The 16727-nt window shown below is 51.0% G+C and carries 19 protein-coding genes and 4 tRNA genes; 19 read left to right on the top strand and 4 right to left on the bottom strand.

Going from position 1 to position 16727, the window contains the following annotated elements; genetic code table 11:
* Positions 1-67 precede the first annotated feature (67 nt).
* The 18 genes from kdsA to LZ24_RS00530 all read left to right on the top strand — a co-directional run bounded on the left by kdsA (position 68) and on the right by LZ24_RS00530 (position 11146).
* Complete coding sequence (gene kdsA, locus LZ24_RS00445; protein WP_144681191.1) at positions 68-895, top strand: 3-deoxy-8-phosphooctulonate synthase; 828 nt, start codon at positions 68-70, stop codon at positions 893-895.
* A complete protein-coding gene (locus LZ24_RS00450) occupies positions 892-1407 on the top strand; it encodes a KdsC family phosphatase (RefSeq protein ID WP_144681193.1) in 516 nt (171 codons plus the stop codon). Before kdsA ends, LZ24_RS00450 begins: the two co-directional genes overlap by 4 nt.
* On the top strand, positions 1404-1967 hold the full coding sequence (gene lptC / locus LZ24_RS00455; protein ID WP_144681195.1) for an LPS export ABC transporter periplasmic protein LptC: 564 nt from the start codon (positions 1404-1406) through the stop codon (positions 1965-1967). The genes LZ24_RS00450 and lptC overlap by 4 nt, the downstream gene beginning before the upstream one ends.
* Before the next feature lie 211 nt (positions 1968-2178).
* Positions 2179-3000 carry an LptA/OstA family protein gene (locus tag LZ24_RS00460; protein WP_222427479.1) on the top strand — a complete coding sequence of 274 codons (822 nt, stop codon included), beginning with the start codon at positions 2179-2181 and terminating at the stop codon, positions 2998-3000.
* Positions 3001-3016: 16 nt separating this feature from the next.
* Positions 3017-3739, top strand: coding sequence for an LPS export ABC transporter ATP-binding protein (gene lptB / locus LZ24_RS00465; protein ID WP_144681199.1), 723 nt, complete (start codon positions 3017-3019; stop codon positions 3737-3739).
* Position 3740: 1 nt separating this feature from the next.
* Positions 3741-5171, top strand: coding sequence for an RNA polymerase factor sigma-54 (rpoN, locus tag LZ24_RS00470; RefSeq protein ID WP_144681201.1), 1431 nt, complete (start codon positions 3741-3743; stop codon positions 5169-5171).
* A gap of 447 nt (positions 5172-5618) precedes the next feature.
* On the top strand, positions 5619-6188 hold the full coding sequence (gene hpf, locus LZ24_RS00475) for a ribosome hibernation-promoting factor, HPF/YfiA family (RefSeq protein WP_144681203.1): 570 nt from the start codon (positions 5619-5621) through the stop codon (positions 6186-6188).
* A gap of 90 nt (positions 6189-6278) precedes the next feature.
* Complete coding sequence (locus tag LZ24_RS00480; RefSeq protein WP_144681205.1) at positions 6279-6737, top strand: PTS sugar transporter subunit IIA; 459 nt, start codon at positions 6279-6281, stop codon at positions 6735-6737.
* Positions 6738-6811: 74 nt separating this feature from the next.
* Positions 6812-7696, top strand: coding sequence for an RNase adapter RapZ (gene rapZ, locus LZ24_RS00485; protein ID WP_144681207.1), 885 nt, complete (start codon positions 6812-6814; stop codon positions 7694-7696).
* A 31-nt stretch (positions 7697-7727) separates the two neighbouring features.
* Positions 7728-8153, top strand: coding sequence for a PTS sugar transporter subunit IIA (locus tag LZ24_RS00490; protein ID WP_144681209.1), 426 nt, complete (start codon positions 7728-7730; stop codon positions 8151-8153).
* Positions 8137-8586: a ribosomal protein S18-alanine N-acetyltransferase gene (rimI, locus tag LZ24_RS00495; RefSeq protein WP_186442840.1), complete on the top strand. Its 450-nt coding sequence runs from the start codon at positions 8137-8139 to the stop codon at positions 8584-8586. The genes LZ24_RS00490 and rimI overlap by 17 nt, the downstream gene beginning before the upstream one ends.
* Positions 8587-8609: 23 nt before the next feature.
* Positions 8610-9617 (top strand): type I glyceraldehyde-3-phosphate dehydrogenase, encoded by a 1008-nt coding sequence (gap, locus tag LZ24_RS00500; RefSeq protein ID WP_144681213.1) that lies wholly within the window; start codon positions 8610-8612, stop codon positions 9615-9617.
* A 25-nt stretch (positions 9618-9642) separates the two neighbouring features.
* Positions 9643-10422 (top strand): triose-phosphate isomerase, encoded by a 780-nt coding sequence (gene tpiA, locus LZ24_RS00505; RefSeq protein WP_144681216.1) that lies wholly within the window; start codon positions 9643-9645, stop codon positions 10420-10422.
* A complete protein-coding gene (secG, locus tag LZ24_RS00510; protein ID WP_144681218.1) occupies positions 10419-10718 on the top strand; it encodes a preprotein translocase subunit SecG in 300 nt (99 codons plus the stop codon). Before tpiA ends, secG begins: the two co-directional genes overlap by 4 nt.
* Positions 10719-10731: 13 nt before the next feature.
* A tRNA-Leu gene (locus LZ24_RS00515) sits at positions 10732-10816 on the top strand.
* A gap of 68 nt (positions 10817-10884) precedes the next feature.
* Positions 10885-10969, top strand: a tRNA-Tyr gene (locus LZ24_RS00520).
* 5 nt (positions 10970-10974) lie between these two features.
* Positions 10975-11052: transfer RNA gene (locus LZ24_RS00525), tRNA-Glu, on the top strand.
* A gap of 12 nt (positions 11053-11064) precedes the next feature.
* Positions 11065-11146 (top strand) — tRNA-Leu (locus tag LZ24_RS00530).
* Between the two features lie 11 nt (positions 11147-11157).
* On the opposite strand, the gene LZ24_RS00535 is transcribed toward LZ24_RS00530, so the two are convergent.
* Together LZ24_RS00535 and LZ24_RS00540 are read right to left on the bottom strand one after the other, a co-directional pair.
* The gene (locus LZ24_RS00535; protein ID WP_144681220.1) at positions 11158-11802 is read right to left on the bottom strand and encodes a GntR family transcriptional regulator; all 645 of its coding nucleotides are present in this window, start codon (positions 11800-11802) and stop codon (positions 11158-11160) included.
* 28 nt (positions 11803-11830) lie between these two features.
* Entirely contained in the window at positions 11831-13711 is a 1881-nt protein-coding gene (locus tag LZ24_RS00540) for a class I adenylate cyclase (protein ID WP_144681222.1), read from the bottom strand.
* A gap of 182 nt (positions 13712-13893) precedes the next feature.
* Between LZ24_RS00540 and LZ24_RS00545 the strand changes: the two genes are divergently transcribed.
* The gene (locus tag LZ24_RS00545) at positions 13894-14112 is read left to right on the top strand and encodes a uracil-DNA glycosylase (protein ID WP_144681224.1); all 219 of its coding nucleotides are present in this window, start codon (positions 13894-13896) and stop codon (positions 14110-14112) included.
* Between the two features lie 354 nt (positions 14113-14466).
* On the opposite strand, the gene thyX is transcribed toward LZ24_RS00545, so the two are convergent.
* The gene (gene thyX / locus LZ24_RS00550) at positions 14467-15861 is read right to left on the bottom strand and encodes an FAD-dependent thymidylate synthase (protein ID WP_144681226.1); all 1395 of its coding nucleotides are present in this window, start codon (positions 15859-15861) and stop codon (positions 14467-14469) included.
* Positions 15862-15873: 12 nt separating this feature from the next.
* Positions 15874-16722 carry an ATP phosphoribosyltransferase gene (hisG, locus tag LZ24_RS00555; RefSeq protein ID WP_144681228.1) on the bottom strand — a complete coding sequence of 283 codons (849 nt, stop codon included), beginning with the start codon at positions 16720-16722 and terminating at the stop codon, positions 15874-15876.
* Positions 16723-16727 lie beyond the last annotated feature (5 nt).

Below are 16727 nucleotides of genomic sequence, written 5' to 3' on the forward strand. Positions count from 1 at the left end.
GGCGTTAGGAATACCTTCAAGAAAAAAACAATCTCTGCTGCAGTCAGAAAAAAGAGAAAGAGACCCTATGGCAAACCAATTACCAGAAGCAATATTTCCTTCTTCAAATAATTCCATGCTGCTCATTGCAGGCCCCTGCGCCATTGAGGGCCTGGACCTCTGTCTTCAGATTGCCGAATTCCTGAAAAAAGAGACAGAAAAAAGACAGATCCCCTTGGTCTTCAAGGCTTCCTTTGACAAGGCCAACCGCAGCAGCATCACCTCTTTCCGCGGGCCGGGTATGGATGAAGGACTGCGCATACTGGAAACCGTAGGCAAAGCGTTCGAAGTTCCCGTCATTTCAGATATCCATCTTCCGGAACAGGCGGATGCAGCCGCAGAAGTTCTTGACATCATACAGATCCCCGCCTTTCTCTGCCGCCAGACAGACCTTCTTGCCGCAGCCGCCCGCACGGGAAAACCCGTCAACGTAAAAAAAGGCCAGTTCCTCGCCCCCTGGGACATGAAAAATGTGGTCACCAAGCTAAAGGAATCCGGTGCCAGTCAAATCATGCTTACGGAACGGGGAGCAAGCTTTGGTTACAACAATCTTGTGGTGGATTTCCGCAGCATCCCCATCCTGAAAAACTTTGGCTATCCGGTAATTTTCGATGCCACCCACAGCGTGCAGCTTCCCGGAGGTGCAGGCACCCATTCCTCCGGCCAGAGGGAATTTGCTCCGGTACTGGCCCGCAGTGCCATGGCAGCAGGGGCGGACGGCCTTTTCATCGAAGTACATCCTGAACCGGAAAAAGCCCTCTGCGATGGGGCCAATTCCCTGCACCTTTCCTCGCTGCCCGGACTTCTGGATCAGCTTTGTGCCATTAAAGCCATCCTTGGAGAATCCAGCCCATGAAATCTTCCTTTACCGCCATCTCCCTGCTGCTCCTCGATGTGGATGGTATCCTCACCACAGGTTCCGTCATCTACAGCGACAGCGGTGAAGAAATAAAGGTATTTAACGTCAGAGACGGTCTGGGGCTCCGCATGCTCATGGATGCGGGAATCCGGGTGGGGATTGTTACGGGCAGGGCAGCGCCTGCCCTGCGGCACAGGCTTAAAAACTTAAACATTGAACTCATATGGGACGGCGTAAGGGACAAGGCAGCCCTTCTTCCTGAAATAAAAGAAAAAACAGGCATCCTGCCGAAAGCCATGGCCTTCATGGGAGATGACCTTCCGGACATGGGGCTGATGAGGCGGGTCGGTGTTTCCATCACCGTATGCGATGCAGTTTCAGAAGTAAGGGAGATGGCAGACTTCACCACAAAAGCCTGCGGAGGCAGGGGGGCCGTAAGGGAGGTCTGTGAGGCCATCCTCAAGGAAAAAGACCTCTGGCCCACCATCGTGGAACGCTTTCAGGAATGAAGCCCGGCTATCGGAAAAGACGTTTTCTGCTTTTTTTTGTAAGCGGCCTGCTCCTCACCACGGCAGTACTTTTTCTTATGGAACGGTTCCGTGCGCCACTGCCACCGGAGGCCCTGCTGCAGCGTTCTGATATTACCCTGACCCGTTTCCGGCATACGGCAACGGAAGAAGACAGAGTGATCTGGACCCTCAGCGCAGAAAGGGCAGACTATGACCGGAAAGCAGATGCTGCATCTCTGGAAGATGTGAAAGCCAGCTATATGACAAAAGACCGGACTCCCATCCGGGCCTCTGCCCTTTCAGGTTTTGTAAATATCCATACACGGGATATGCTGCTTGAAGGCGAAGTAAGGATAGAACATCCAGAATATATTGTTAAAAGTGAAAAAATGGAATACAGGGCCAAAGAAAACCTCATCCTGTCACCGGTACCGGTAACGGTGGAAAGCGAGGGCCTCCGCATCCTGTCGGACACCCTCTCCTATGATATGTCAGACGGCTTGATCCGCTTTAAAGGCAATGTGAAAGGAAAGCTCCATGGCGCCATGCCATCTCCATAAGCCAGCCCCTGCGCTCTGGGTCCGGTCGATGAAAATACCGGGCTCTCCCTGCACACAAAAGACAGATTTCGCCGTGAAATATGCCTCCCATACACCTGGGTACAAGCCGTCTCTTTTTCCAGGAATCCTCTTTGCTGTCTTCTTTTTTTTAATTATTTTCAATGTATCAGCAGATTCCCCTCCCCTCATCCGTTTTGAAAGCATGCAGCAGATGTGGGATACGGAGTCCAGAAAAATTTTCATGGAGGGAGAAGCCAGAATTTCGGGGGAGCAGGGAAGTCTGGAGGCAGAAAACATAAGCATCTTTTTTTACCCCATGGAGACCAAAAAGCCCCTGTCCGCAGAAAGCCTGAAAAGCCTACGGGCCGAAGGCAGGGTCCGTCTGCTCAGCGAAGAGATCCGGGCCAGCGCAGACACGGCCATGTATGAAAGCCAGACCCAAAAACTTCTGCTTGAAGGCAGACCTGCAGAACTCCTGCACCCGGCCCTGCATATCCGTGGCAGCGTCATCCGTTTTGACCGCATTCAAAACCAGATGGAGGTGGAAGGCAGCAGCGAAGCCCCGACCACCCTCAGGGAAACAGCCCCGGAGAACAGGGAATCCCCCCCCATGACGGCAAAGGCCCTCAGGCAGCACTGGGATCTGAATAAAAACACCCTTGTTCTGTCTGGCAATGTCCATGTGACCCAGTCTGAAACGGAAATCATGGCTGATACCATGACCCTTTACTACAGGGCGGAAGAAAAAAAAGAAGATGAAACAGGTCATGGCTCCGAGCCCGGAATTGACAAGGCCATTGCCGAAGGTCATGTAAGGCTTGTTCAGGCGGATGGCAGTGCCCATGGAGACAAGGCTCTGTACACAAGCACAGATGAGCTGATCATACTCACGGGAAACCCGGCACGCATGGAACGCAACGGGAATATGCTGCAGGGGCCGGAAATCCGTTTTAACCGCAGAACCGGTGAGATCGAAATTTCAGGCGGGGCTTCAGGTTCCCTGCTTCCCGGATCCGGAGCCATGCCTTTCTGACATCAGGAGATCTTCCATGCCCATATTGCAACTCCATCAGCTTGAAAAAAAATACGGCGACCGGAAAGTGGTGGACGGGGTCTCCCTTCATGTGGAAAGCAGGCAGGTCATCGGTCTTCTCGGCCCCAACGGAGCCGGAAAAACAACCACATTTTATATGGCCGTTGGCCTGATCCGGCCCGACGGAGGCAGGGTTTTCCTTGACGATAAAAACCTGACGGATTATCCCATGTACATGCGGGCACGCCATGGCATCGGTTATCTGCCCCAGGAGGCTTCCATCTTCAGAAAACTGTCCGTTCTGGATAACATTCTCATTATCCTTGAGAATCTGGATATGGGCCGATGGGAACGCAGGCAGAAGGCAGAATCCCTTCTGGATGAGCTGGGCATACGCCATCTGGCCCCCCAGATGGCCACGGTTCTCTCCGGGGGAGAAAGAAGACGGCTTGAAATTGCAAGGGTTCTGTGTACGGACCCCTCCTTTGTTCTTCTGGATGAACCCTTTGCAGGGGTTGATCCCATGGCCGTCAGTGATATACAGAATATTATTACCTATCTGAGCAACCGGGGTATCGGTGTTCTGATTTCTGACCATAACGTACGGGAAACCCTTGGTGTCTGCGATCATGCCTACATCCTGCACTCAGGCAAGGTGGTGGAGTCAGGATCGCCTGCCGCCATCGCCGCAAGTCCCGTAGCCCGAAAAACCTACTTAGGAGACGGATTCCGGTTATAAAATGGCCATAGAACTCCGACAACAACTGAAACTGACCCAGCAGCTTGTCATGACGCCCCAGCTCCAGCAGGCCATCAAGCTGCTTCAGCTTTCCCGCCTTGAGCTGGTGGACGCCATTCAGCAGGAACTGGAACAGAACCCCGCCCTGGAAGAACGCATGGAGGCTCCGGATGCAGAGACACCGGAAGTCAGTGAAACACCTGCTTCGGAAGACTCCCTTCAGGAAATTGAAATCAGCGAAAAGGTAAGTGCGGAAACAGACTGGGACAGCTATCTGGATGAATACAGCAGTACGGGCCGGGTGCATTTTGAATCCGAGGAAAGGGAAGCCCCCCGCTATGAAAACTTCATATCGGGAAAAGAAACCCTGCACGAGCATCTCCTCTGGCAGCTTTCCATGACAGGAGCAGACATCCGGACCCAGCAGCTTGCAGGCCTTATCATCGGCAACATCAATACGGATGGCTACCTTGACACCGGTGTTGAGGATATCGTGGGGGTCAGTGACTGCCCGGAACGCCAGGTGCTGGAAGCCCTGAGGCTGGTCCAGTCCTTTGACCCTCCGGGTGTTGCTGCGAGAAACCTCCAGGAATGCCTGCTGCTGCAGATCAAACGCCTTGGCATTGCATCGGATGTGGTGGAAAAAATCATATCCCAACATTTAAAGCACCTTGAAAATAAAAACTTCAAGGCCATCGCCAAAAGCCTGAAACTGTCCATTGAAACCGTTATTGCTGCCGTTTCCCTTATCCGGTCCTTAGAACCCAAACCCGGCAGGGAATACCACCATGAAGCCCCCGTTTATATCACCCCGGATATTTATGTCTACAAACATGGCAACGACTTTCTCATCAGCCTGAATGATGATGGCTTGCCAAGGCTGCACATTAACCCCTATTATAAAAAAGCCATGAGAACAGGGGAAAAGGTTTCAGGAGAAACCAAAGAATATCTTCAGGAAAAAATGCGTTCCGCCTCCTGGCTGATCAAAAGCATACAGCAGCGGCAAAAAACCATTTACAATGTGATGGAAAGCATTGTCCGTTTCCAGAGGGATTTTTTTGAAAAGGGCATTGCCCACCTCAAACCCATGGTTCTCAGGGATGTGGCCCAGGACATACAGATGCACGAATCCACCATCAGCCGGGTCACGACCAATAAATATGCCTATACGCCCCAGGGTCTTTTTGAACTCAAATATTTTTTCAACAGCTCCATCAGCCGGGTGGAAGGCGAGGCCATGGCATCGGCCAGTGTCCTTGATAAAATCAAACAGCTTGTGGAAAGCGAAGACCCGCAAAAACCTTACAGTGACCTTAAGCTTGCCGAAATCCTTGAAAAGGAACACAATATAAACATCGCCAGAAGAACCATTGCCAAATACAGGGAAATACTAAAGATTCTTCCGTCAAGCAAACGCAGGCAGTATTGACGGCATAAGAGACCGCAGACTTTTACTTTCAGTCCGTAACTATTTAGCATCGTTTTCCAAGTACCATACCTGCAAGACAGATGCACAGGCCCCAGGCAGGCTATTTGCCCGTGACGCAATCTTATTCGGGAGCTTCTTGTCCTGTGCGGAAGCGGCAAAAACTCACCGCCACAGGCAGGATGCGCTTTTTTATTACCATAGCAAGCCTTGGTACGCTGCCTTTGTGGCGGCTCAGACAGTTTGCCGCTTCTTTCGCACAGGCCTGCGAAGCTCTGATCCGAAACGATTGCAATGTCACTTGCAAATAGCCACGGAGCCTTGCAACAGTACGAAGCTGCTGCAATTACAGCATTGGCAGTTCAGAATAAACTGTGCTGAATAATTACTTCAGTCCTTATTATGAAAGCCCATCTGCTTTCACCAACATCCCATGCAGGAGGAACACCCATGAAGACATCCGTAACCTTCAAGAACATCGAACCCTCCGAAGCACTGAAAGATTACGCCACCAGCAAGCTCTCCAGACTGGACAAGCATTTTGACGGTCCCGCCGAAGCCCAGGTGGTTCTGTCTGTGGAAAAAATACGCCACATTGTGGATGTGCGCATTACCTGTGACCGTCTGAATCTTCAGGCCACGGAAGAAACGGAAAACATGTATGCAGCCCTGGATCTGGTGGTGGACAAACTGAAAAACCAGATCCGCAGAACCAAAGAAAAAACCCGTGAAAAACGTCCCGTTTCCAAGGGCGGCATCAAAGGTGCTGAAGCAGCCATGGCTGTTGCAGAAAGCATCCGGGAGGCGGATGAGGATGCTTTACATCCGGAAACAGCCAAAGATACCGGTTTTGTCATTGAATCCATGCCCTTCAAACCCATGGATGCCGAAGAGGCCGCCATGCAGCTTAAGATATCCGACAGGGATTTTATCGTTTACACCGATGCGCGCACAGAGCAGGTCAATGTTGTTTACAGAAGAAAAGACGGAGATCTGGGACTGATTCAGCCCATGGCCTGATGAAGACCAAAAGGCCTGCCCTAAGCGACAAAAGGACAGGCCTTTTGCCCGTATCTACTCAGGTCTGCCGTATGATCAAAAGGTAAAACAATGAAACTTCTGGATATTCTGACAAGAGACACCATCCTCACCGACCTGCAGGCCAAAGACAAGCCTGCTGTTTTAGAGGAGCTGCTTGCCCCCCTCAGCCAGACTTCCGCACCGTCAAAGGAAGCGCTTATGCAGGTACTGATGGAAAGGGAAAGGCTTGGAAGTACGGGCATTGGCGATGGCATTGCCATTCCCCACGGCAAGCTGGACAATCTTGAAGATATCTTTCTGATCTTTGGGAAAAGCCGCAGGGGCGTTTCCTTTGACGCCATGGACAACCGGCCGGTCCACCTTTTTTTTGTCATTCTGACACCGGCTGCCGAAACGGGCCTTCATCTGAAAATTCTGGCAAGAATATCCAGACTCCTGCGGGAACCCTCCGTAAAAAACAGACTCCGTCAGGCTTCAAGTCCAGAAATGGTTTTAGAAGCCATTGCCCCCATGGACGAAGATTTTTAATTTTTTTTAACGGTGAGGCAGGATACAGCCATATCATCTGCCCCATCATAACCTGACATATAAAGTGGATCTCCATGGACGCCAACGGAAAAATCATTGTTGTAACGGGGCTTTCCGGCTCCGGAAAAAGCACGGCTGCCGCAGCCCTGGAAGATGCGGGTTTTTACTGTGTGGACAATCTTCCCGTAGCCCTTCTTCCCAAATTCCTGGAGCTCCGCATCCACAGTGACACGGCAGATTTCAACGGCCTTGCCTTTATCATGGATATCCGGGAAAAGGGCTTTATTGAAAATCACGCAAGGATTTTTGAAGAGGTGCGGCAACTGGGCTGGAGTTTTCAGTTGATTTTTCTGGATGCGAGGGAAGATGTACTGCTCGACCGTTTCAGCCAGACCCGCCGTCAGCATCCTTTGTCCCAGACCACCTCCCTTATGGACAGTATACGGGAAGAAATCAGGCGCATGGGCCCCCTGAAGGAAAGTGCCGACCAGGTCATCGATACATCGGAAACCACGGTCCACGCCCTCAAAGCCCTTATCATGGGCATTGCCCAGCACTGTATTTCCACGGACACACTCCGGGTGGATCTTTTAAGTTTCGGTTTCAAATATGGTTTGCCCCGGAATATGGATCTTCTCATGGATGTCCGTTTTCTGGCAAATCCCTATTTCAATCCGGATTTACGGGATCTTACGGGAGAAGATCCTGCCATTCAGCACTTCATCCTCTCCCAGGAAGAAACCCGGATCTTTTTACAAAAGTACCTCGACCTCCTTGACTATTTGATCCCATTGTATAAAAGAGAGGGCAAAGCCTACCTCACCCTGGGGATTGGCTGCACCGGCGGCCGCCACAGATCCGTGGCCATTGCCCGCCGTATCTTTGAGTACCTGCAGGGACGGGTCGGCCAGATTGGCATCAGCCACAGAGACATCCTCCGCCAATCCGCCTCCACCTGATAGAAACCCTTAACCGGGGAAATAAATATCCATGATAGGAATTACCGTAGTCACCCACTGCCAGCTCGGTCAGGCCCTGATTGAAGCTGCCGAATTCATTCTGGGAGAAAAGTCCCAGAATGTTGCCGCCGTATCTGTCAACATTAAAGAAAATGCCGATACAATACGAAAAACCATCGCTGAAACCTTAAAAAAAATGGATCAGGGAGAAGGGCTTCTCATTCTCACGGACATGTTCGGCGGCAGCCCTTCCAACCTCAGCTATTCCTTTCTGGAAGAAGGCAGAATAGAGGTCATCAGCGGTGTCAACCTCCCCCTTCTGATCCGTGCCATCAGCTTAAGAAAACGCGTACCCATCCATGAAATCGGCACCCAGCTGGAAGCCCACGGAAAACGCAGCATCACCCTGGCCAGCGGTGTACTTAAAGGAATGCCCCGCAGTGCACAGAAGGGATAGGATTCATATCCGCTCCATGGGCGACAGCGACCTTCTCTCCGTCGCAGATCTTGAAAAAGATATTTTTCCGCATCCATGGAAAAATCAGGATTTCATGTCGGAAATCCGCATTCCCAACGGGTTTTCATGTATTGCCGAAAACAACAGCAAACTGATGGGTTATCTCTGCGCCAGACAGATGGCTGACGGTATGGAAATACTTAAAATCGCAAGCCATCCCAAATACAGAAAGCAGGGAGTGGCCACCCTTCTCATGGAAGAAGCATCCAGAAAGGCTGCAGCCTCCCCGTGGCCTGTACTTTTTCTTGAAGTTGCCTGCAACAATACAGAAGCCCTGAACTTCTACCGGAGTCAGGGTTTTATTCCCAACGGCATCCGCAAGGGATATTACCCCGATGGTACGGATGCCATGAATATGATGAAACATCTTTAAATACTACCATTCAAGGAGCAATCATGCCTGTAAAAGTCGCCATTAATGGCCTGGGCCGTATCGGCCGCGTGGTCTTCCGCTGTGCCATGCAGCACCCGGATGTGGAAATCGTTGCCATCAATGACCTCACCACACCGGAAACCATGGCCCACCTTCTGAGCTATGATTCTGTCCATGGCAGACTTGACGCCCATATTGAGGCAAGGGAAGATGCCATTATTGTCAATGGCCGCAGCATTCCCTTTTTTGCTGCAAAGGATCCTGCGGAGCTGCCCTGGAAAGATCTTAAAATAGACATTATTGCTGAATGCACGGGCGTTTTCCGGGACAGGGAAAAGGCCGCAGCCCACCTCAGGGCCGGTGCCAGCCGTGTCATCATTTCTGCACCGGGACAAAACCCCGATGCCACCTTTGTCATGGGCGTCAATGAAAGCACCTTTGATCCCGAAAAGCACTTCATCGTTTCCAATGCCTCCTGCACCACCAACTGCCTTGCTCCCGTTGCCAAGGTACTCATGGACAGTTTCGGCATCCGTCAGGGCCTTATGACCACCATTCACTCCTACACCGGTGATCAGCGCATACTGGATTTCCCCCACAAGGATCTTCGGAGGGCAAGGGCGGCAGGACTCTCCATGGTTCCCACCACCACGGGTGCTGCCAAGGCGGTGGGACTGGTCCTTCCCCAGCTGCAGGGCAGGCTCAACGGCCTCTCCATCCGTGTGCCGACCCCCAATGTTTCCATGATTGATCTGGTGGTGAATACGGAGCGCAGGGGGCTTCGTAAGGAAGATGTAAATGCCGCCCTGAAAGCAGCCAGTGAAGGCCCCTTAAAAGGCATCCTCGGCTTTGAAGAAAAGCCTCTGGTTTCCATGGACTTCAATGGCTGCCCCCTGTCTTCCGTAGTGGATGCCCCCACCACGGAAACCATGGGAGAAGACATGGTGAAGGTTCTGGCCTGGTATGACAATGAAACAGGTTATTCCCAGCGCATGGTGGATCTGGCGGCTTTCATGGGAAAAAATTCATAAATCTGCTTTTAGGAAAGGCAAGGCAATGGACCGGAAACAACTCATTGTGGCCAACTGGAAAATGCACAAAACACCGGCAGAAGCTGCTGAAGATGCGGCAGCCATCGCCACGGCACTGGGCAGACTCCCGGATCATTCCAGTGTGGCGCTGGCACCACCCTTTCCTGCCCTTGTTCCCGTAAGGGAAAGACTGGCCCAGACCCAACTGCTTCTGGCTGCACAGAACGTTCACAGCGAAGCCCAGGGAGCCTTTACGGGCGAAGTCTCAGCCCCCATGCTTAAGGCCTGTGGCTGCGACCTTATCATCGTTGGCCATTCCGAAAGAAGGGCCATGGCAAATGAAAGCGATGCCATGGTACAGGCTAAAATGAAGGCTGCATTCCAGCATGAAATGGGGGTCATTCTCTGCATAGGAGAAAGTGACTCCCAGAGAAATGAGGGGCAGACATTCAAAGTGCTTGACAAACAGGTACGGGAAGCGGTAAAAGGCCTCTCCGTAACGGGCGTTAATTCTCTGGTCCTTGCCTATGAGCCCATATGGGCCATCGGAACCGGAAAAACGGCCAGTGTGGATCAGGTTCAGGAGGTCCATGCTTTTTTACGGGAAACTTTGGCAGACTGTTTTCAAACAGGCCTTGAAAAAGACCTTGCCAAGCAGACGGAGATTCTGTATGGTGGCAGCGTTAAACCATCCAATATCAAGGACTTAATGTCCATGAAAGACGTAGATGGTGCCCTTGTGGGCGGCGCGAGCCTGAATCCTGAAACCTTCGTATCCCTGATCAGAAACGGATTTGATTTATGACCACACTGCTTGTTACGCTTCATATTATTATATGCCTCAGCCTGATAGTTGTTGTCCTGTTACAAGCCGGTAAGGGTGCAGAAATGGGCGCAGCTTTTGGAAGCGGATCCAGCCAGGCACTTTTAGGGCCTTCCGGCGGTCAGAGCATGATGGGAAAAGTCACAACGGGTATAGCAATCATGTTCATGCTGACCTCCTTGAGTCTGGCTTATATGTCCGGCAACAAACAGGAAAGTTCGGTAATGCCGGCTACGACAGTAAGCCAGCCTGCAGCACAGGAAACTCCTGCAGAATAAAGCTTAAAAATATGCCGAAGTGGTGGAATAGGTAGACACGCTGTGTTGAGGGCGCAGTGGGGAGACCCGTGCCGGTTCAAGTCCGGCCTTCGGTACCATTTTTTTACCTTGCCATACCAGCAACCCATGGAACAGCCGGGTTATAAAGCGTAATAATCATGAATCCGGTGGGGTTCCCGAGTGGTCAAAGGGAACAGACTGTAAATCTGTCGGCCAAGCCTTCGGAGGTTCAAATCCTCCCCCCACCACCACATGCGTCCCCATCGTCTAGCCCGGTCCAGGACACCGGCCTTTCACGCCGGCGACAGGGGTTCGAATCCCCTTGGGGACGCCATTAAAAATTTAAGCCGAAGTGGTGGAATAGGTAGACACGCTGTGTTGAGGGCGCAGTGGGGAGACCCGTGCCGGTTCAAGTCCGGCATTCCGCAACATTTTTTTCCTACGCAATTCCACTTTCCTGCCTGCTTTCAGCAAATGCCTTCAGATAATCCATCAGCTCCATGGAAGCCTGGACAGCCCTGTCGGAATCTCCACAGGATACCCCATCAAGAATTTTTCTGTACAGACCTGCACCCCTGTGTGAGTCCGAAGTCCCTTTGTTCATAAACCAGAACCGTCGGGACCGGCTGAGGAGCGGACTCATGGCCTGGGCAAAAAAAAGATTCTGCGTTGCCTCCACAAGTACATCATGTATTTCCCGCAGACAGACAAGCACCTCTGCATCGTCATCTTCCATGGCAGCTTCCATGATGGCATTTGCCAGCATCCGCATTCTTATTTTTTGTTCCTCAGTCGCCCGCATGGCTGCATGATGCACACAGGCCCCTTCTATGGCCCTTCTCACTTCCAGAAGCCGAAGCTGTTCATCCACACTTAACTTGACTATCTGGATACCCCGGCGGGGATGGATCATTACCATGCGGTCATGGGAAAGGCGCTGCAAGGCTTCCCGCACTGGCGTCCGCCCAAGGCCGAGACGCATGGCCAGTTGCTTTTCAGAATACATCTTTCTTGTTTCAAGGATATTAAAAACGATCAGTTTTTCAAGGCCTGCCCGGGCCTGTTCCGCAAGGGTTTTATGCATAGAATTCTTCTCCGGAAAAACAACCAGATCATAAAGGACCGGAGCTCAGGGAAAGTGCCGTGAGCCGCTTGGTTCTTTCAATAATCTTTTCATAGTATGAGGCATTGCGCTGCAGATAATAGTAGACTTCAAGTCCGGGATTGCCTTTTCTGTACTGACGCATAAACGATGTTAGGGCAAAGGGAGACTGAAAACGACGCACATATATTTCACCCCATGCATTGGAAAAAATAACCCCAAGATCATTAATATCCTTTGAATAGGGACTTTTTTCAAAACTGATAACCACCAGCACCTTGGTAAATCGTTCCGCCCTTAAAAAAACATCCGCATCCCTTTCTGCCACATCGCACACCCCAAAAATATCTTTTATTTTTTCAGAAAGATTGATGATCTCCTGAAGGCTTACGCTGGAAGGATTGGGCTCCATGCGCATGCGTGTCCGGTTGTAAAGACCATTCCAGACCGCAAAGGTAACGGCTTCTAGGATATCTGCACCCGCAAGAAAGGGAAGCTTACGGTCCGATCCGGGATACAGATTCCAGTGATCCTCCATCCAGACAAATTCAAGGGACTTGAGGTTAAAGGCATACCCCGGCCTTGGAAGGTGGACCACCTTATCTTCTTTTTTCTGATAAATGGCCGTTATTCTCCGCCCCAGTACCGTAAGATCCCGGGTGTCCATCATACTGGCAACACCCTTTGCCCGGCGGACAATATCCTCATAAAAACGAAAGAGCCGCAGCAGCATTTCTTTGCCAAACCGCATCTGACGGGCTGCATCCCATTCTTCAAAGGTATCCAGTTCAAAGCAGGCTTCCCTTGAAAGCCCTGCAATACTCACAAAGCGGCGGGTCTGCTCTTTCCGTATGGGCTTTTTCTGCTCAAAGGCCGTCAGGCCACAGCGGAGATAAAAGCATCGCACCATCAACTGATGTTCTGCAGGAGGAAGATCCCTGCCGTACTCCTCAAGGATGAGTTCCATGGAAAAGCCCATGGGATCCTGGAAATCCCTTTCCCCCCGCAAAACCTGATCCCGGAAACGCTGGCAGGGCAGGGCCTCGTCAGGACGATCCAGATACATGCGCAGAAGCGTCATCTTGATGACGGATTTCAGTGGGCTGGTAAGGGATTTATGCAACTGCCAGAGTGCCGCACCAAGAAATTCACGGGAAGAAACTTTTTCAATATCTCCCAGATTGACCAGTTCATCACTGATTCGTCTGTTCTCTTCCAGCTGCTTCCAGGTACTCCCATAGGGCATATCTCCGTCCCTGTCCCAGCAGACCCACCAGAAAGGGACCTTGCCCATAATTACAATGAAAGTACGGTAAAATTCTTCCTTTAAAACATTTTTCTGGGCAGAGCCGGAGCTTTCATCCAAAGCCTGACCAAAATCCCCCCGCCGTATGGCTTCAAGATCCGAAAGAAAAAAATAAACCGGCATCCGGCAGTTCGTATCCAGCCAGTCTTTAATGATATTGATTTTCTTCTGAAGGGCTTTCCATCCTTCTTTGCCAATCATCCGGCTGTCACAGCAGATCCATATATCGCAGTCCGAGTCTGCCGTCTGGGCCAGAGTACCTGCGCTCCCGATGGAATAGAGGCCTTCAATCAGCAAGCTTTCCTGTTTCTGAAACAGCAGGTCAGTACCCACACCAAACATACGGCAGAAAAAAGCGTCTTTTTTCCGGATATTCATGCAGCGGTCAATGCCGTAAACCCTGAAAGTCTTTTCTGCATTTTTCATATATCCCGGAACCTTCGGATGATTGACGCTGAGCATCCAGGGAAGCAGATAAAGAATCTGATTGGCCTCCCTCGGGCTTGCCTCGGCAAACATCCGCTGCCGCTCATGGTTATATGTCTGAAATTTTTTTAAATTCCAGAGAATCTTTTTTTCAATCATGAAAAAAACCCCGGCAATCTTGCCATATCAAAAACAAAGAAATAAGGTACAATTGAAAAGTGTGCTGCAATCTGTCAAACTGAATCCTTACAGGCAAAAAAAGACGGGGTTTTTCCTTACCCGTCCCCATTCAAGCAGCATGATCAGAGTATATTTATCACATTTATCCAATTGTAAAAACAATGAAAAACAAGCCCAGACGCATCAACTGCCACCGCTGCCGCCACTACTACGTCACCTGGGAGCCCCGTTTTCCCCATGGCTGCAGGGGCTTAAATTTTAAAAGCCGGGAAATTCCCTCCCTTGTGGTCTTCAGAAGTTCCGGCCAGCCCTGTCATTTTTACGCGCCCAAAAAAATGAATACGGAAAAACAATCAAAACCCGGAGACATCATTATCTGAGTGTAATTATTCAGCACAATTTATTTCGAACTGCCAATGCTGTCATTGCAGCAACTTCGTACTGTTGCAAGGCTCCGAGGCTATTTGAAAGTGACATTGCAATCGTTTCGGATCAGAGCTTTGCAGGCCTGTGCGAAAGAAGCGGCAAACTGTCTGAGCCGCCACAGAGGCAGCGTGCTTAAGCCTGCTATGGTAAGCAAAAAGCTTATCCTGCCTGTGGCGGGGAGTTTTTGCCGCTTCCGCACAGGGCAAGAAGCTCCCGAATAAGATTGCGTCACGGGCAAATAGCCTGGAGCCTGTGCATCTGTCTTGCAGGTATGATATGAAAAACTATGCTGAATAATTACATCTGAGTTATTGAAGGGCAATCCGGGCCTTCACTTCGGCCATGCGTCCGCAGGACATCCGCCCCTCAGGACATTTTCCATCCCTCATACACCCCGGCCCGGAAGCCATGAACAGACCCGGTGTCCTTTTCACCAGAAGATCCCGCATCTTCCATGCAATCTCCCTTATTTCCCACTGGGCACGGAAACAGGTGCGAAGGCGCAGAAAATGATAGAGCTGCCTTGCATTCATGGTGGAAAAAATATCTATGGTATTTCCCGCCAGCAAAAGATACACCCTGTCTTCGGGCACAAGGCCCCCTTCAAGGGCCATATGCCAGAGGGCATCACTTCCGGCTACAGCATCCCTGTAAACAGCCAGTGCTTCAGGATGTGAAGAAACCGATCCGGGCAAAACCATGCCCTGCCTCCCGAAATGGGAAAAATCCGGTACCACAAGTCCCTGAATACGGTGGCGGGTGATATGGGTCAGACCGGCAAGGCTGATTCCCGGAATATGGAAGGTATAGTTCACCTGTTCCAGCTCACGGGGTCTGGAATCGGACAATACAGACGCAATGAGCCTTTTTTTCAAGCGAGGATCCTGCCCAAGCATGGCAGAAGCGGCATCGGGTCCCCAGCCGACCGACATCAGGGCTGCAAGGGCCACCCTTTCTTCACCATCTTCAGGGCCCCACATCAGCCTGACTTCCGGCAGTGCATCCTTTACAGCCCTGCTGTATTCTGTCATCACAGCAGCTTTTTCCTGATTTTGCGCCCCAAAGCCTTCCTTCTCCAGCCCCTGAAAAACATCCGGCAATATTTCTTCTGCCTGAGACAGAATTTTTTTTCCAAGGCTCAGAATCTCAGGATACATTTTCCCCCGGCCATGGATGCTTGTCCGGAGAAAATGCAAAAGCTCCCTTGCATTCATGGTGCAGTAAATATGACTGCGGAAACTGCAGGGAAGAAGAAAACGGGCATCTTCCTTGGGAATACCCAGAGAAGTCAGACGGGCATAGGCATCAAAGAGAGTTTTCATCTGGCTTTCATAGGCAGCAATGAAGGCCCCTTTATCAAACCCTGCCCTTTCAAACCGGAAATCCGGACGCATCCAGCCCATTGAAGCATAATCCACATAACGCCTTGACTTTACGGTGTAGGCCGCCAGACGAAACTCAATGAGATACTGCTCAAAAAAAACGGAAACATCCTCAAAGGCAAGGGTAAACACGGCATGTTCGGCAATGGACCGGTGACCAAGCCCCATGACATTGCGGATCAGCCCACCGATATTTTCCCGACGGGTTTCTTCATAGATGGTGGTTGCAGATCCCTCTTTGGTGGATATCCGGGCCGAAGCCGCACATATGCGTTCCGGCTCAGGCGTATGGGTAAGAATCAGGGCCTTTGCCTTTTCCAAAATATCTCTCCTTTAAATCCTGCAGGTACGGATATCCAGAACCATGATACCTCTGGCACCCAGCTCCGTCAGTGCATCCATGATTCCATTGACTTCTTTCTTCTTTGCCATGGCCTTGACCGCCATCCAGCCCTTTTTGCTCAAGGGAGAAACCGTAGGGGATTCTATACCCGGTGTGATGCGGCAGGCCTGATCCAGAAGATTTTCTGGCACGTCATATTCCACAATGACATAATCCCTGGCCACGACAATGCCCTGCAGCCGGTCCACAAAGGTTTTCACCAGAGGATTTTCCAGCACGGCTTCATCCTGTCCCACCAGCACAGCCTCACTGTTTAAAATCACATCCCCCACCACCTTAAGACCGGCATCCTTTAAGGTTTTTCCCGTCTGCACCACATCGGCAATGAGATCTGCAACACCCAGGCGGATGGAAATTTCCACAGCACCATCCAGAGGCACAATCTCAGCCTTGACCCCCCTTTTTTCAAGATCCTTTGACACCAGAGCCGCATAACTTGTGGCAATACGTTTCCCTTCCAGGGTTTCCGGTGTAATGGGGCTGTCTTCGGGAACCGCATAACAGAATTTTGATTTTCCAAAATGAAGGGGCAGTATCTCCACAACATCTGCCCCGGAATCCAGAGCAAGATCCCTGCCGGTAATGCCCAGTGCAAGAATGCCTTTACGGACATAAACGGCAATATCCTTAGGTCTCAAAAAGAAGAAATCAATCCCGTTCTCCACATCGGAAATGATCAGCTCCTTGCCCAGACGACGGCAGTTATATCCCGCCTCCCGGACAAGGCGCACACTGTCTTCGGAAAGGCTTCCCTTATTGGGTAAAGCAATCTGTAGCATGGTTT

It is taken from the genome of Desulfobotulus alkaliphilus (assembly GCF_007830435.1).
Taxonomy (GTDB): Bacteria; Desulfobacterota; Desulfobacteria; order Desulfobacterales; family ASO4-4; genus Desulfobotulus; species Desulfobotulus alkaliphilus.

Coding starts and splice junctions, on each gene's coding strand:
- kdsA (WP_144681191.1), top strand. CDS start 68: ATGGCAAACCAATTACCAGAAGCAATATTTCCTTCTTCAAATAATTCC.
- LZ24_RS00450 (WP_144681193.1), top strand. CDS start 892: ATGAAATCTTCCTTTACCGCCATCTCCCTGCTGCTCCTCGATGTGGAT.
- lptC (WP_144681195.1), top strand. CDS start 1,404: ATGAAGCCCGGCTATCGGAAAAGACGTTTTCTGCTTTTTTTTGTAAGC.
- LZ24_RS00460 (WP_222427479.1), top strand. CDS start 2,179: ATGTGGGATACGGAGTCCAGAAAAATTTTCATGGAGGGAGAAGCCAGA.
- lptB (WP_144681199.1), top strand. CDS start 3,017: ATGCCCATATTGCAACTCCATCAGCTTGAAAAAAAATACGGCGACCGG.
- rpoN (WP_144681201.1), top strand. CDS start 3,741: ATGGCCATAGAACTCCGACAACAACTGAAACTGACCCAGCAGCTTGTC.
- hpf (WP_144681203.1), top strand. CDS start 5,619: ATGAAGACATCCGTAACCTTCAAGAACATCGAACCCTCCGAAGCACTG.
- LZ24_RS00480 (WP_144681205.1), top strand. CDS start 6,279: ATGAAACTTCTGGATATTCTGACAAGAGACACCATCCTCACCGACCTG.
- rapZ (WP_144681207.1), top strand. CDS start 6,812: ATGGACGCCAACGGAAAAATCATTGTTGTAACGGGGCTTTCCGGCTCC.
- LZ24_RS00490 (WP_144681209.1), top strand. CDS start 7,728: ATGATAGGAATTACCGTAGTCACCCACTGCCAGCTCGGTCAGGCCCTG.
- gap (WP_144681213.1), top strand. CDS start 8,610: ATGCCTGTAAAAGTCGCCATTAATGGCCTGGGCCGTATCGGCCGCGTG.
- tpiA (WP_144681216.1), top strand. CDS start 9,643: ATGGACCGGAAACAACTCATTGTGGCCAACTGGAAAATGCACAAAACA.
- secG (WP_144681218.1), top strand. CDS start 10,419: ATGACCACACTGCTTGTTACGCTTCATATTATTATATGCCTCAGCCTG.
- LZ24_RS00535 (WP_144681220.1), bottom strand. CDS start 11,802: ATGCATAAAACCCTTGCGGAACAGGCCCGGGCAGGCCTTGAAAAACTG.
- LZ24_RS00540 (WP_144681222.1), bottom strand. CDS start 13,711: ATGATTGAAAAAAAGATTCTCTGGAATTTAAAAAAATTTCAGACATAT.
- LZ24_RS00545 (WP_144681224.1), top strand. CDS start 13,894: ATGAAAAACAAGCCCAGACGCATCAACTGCCACCGCTGCCGCCACTAC.
- hisG (WP_144681228.1), bottom strand. CDS start 16,722: ATGCTACAGATTGCTTTACCCAATAAGGGAAGCCTTTCCGAAGACAGT.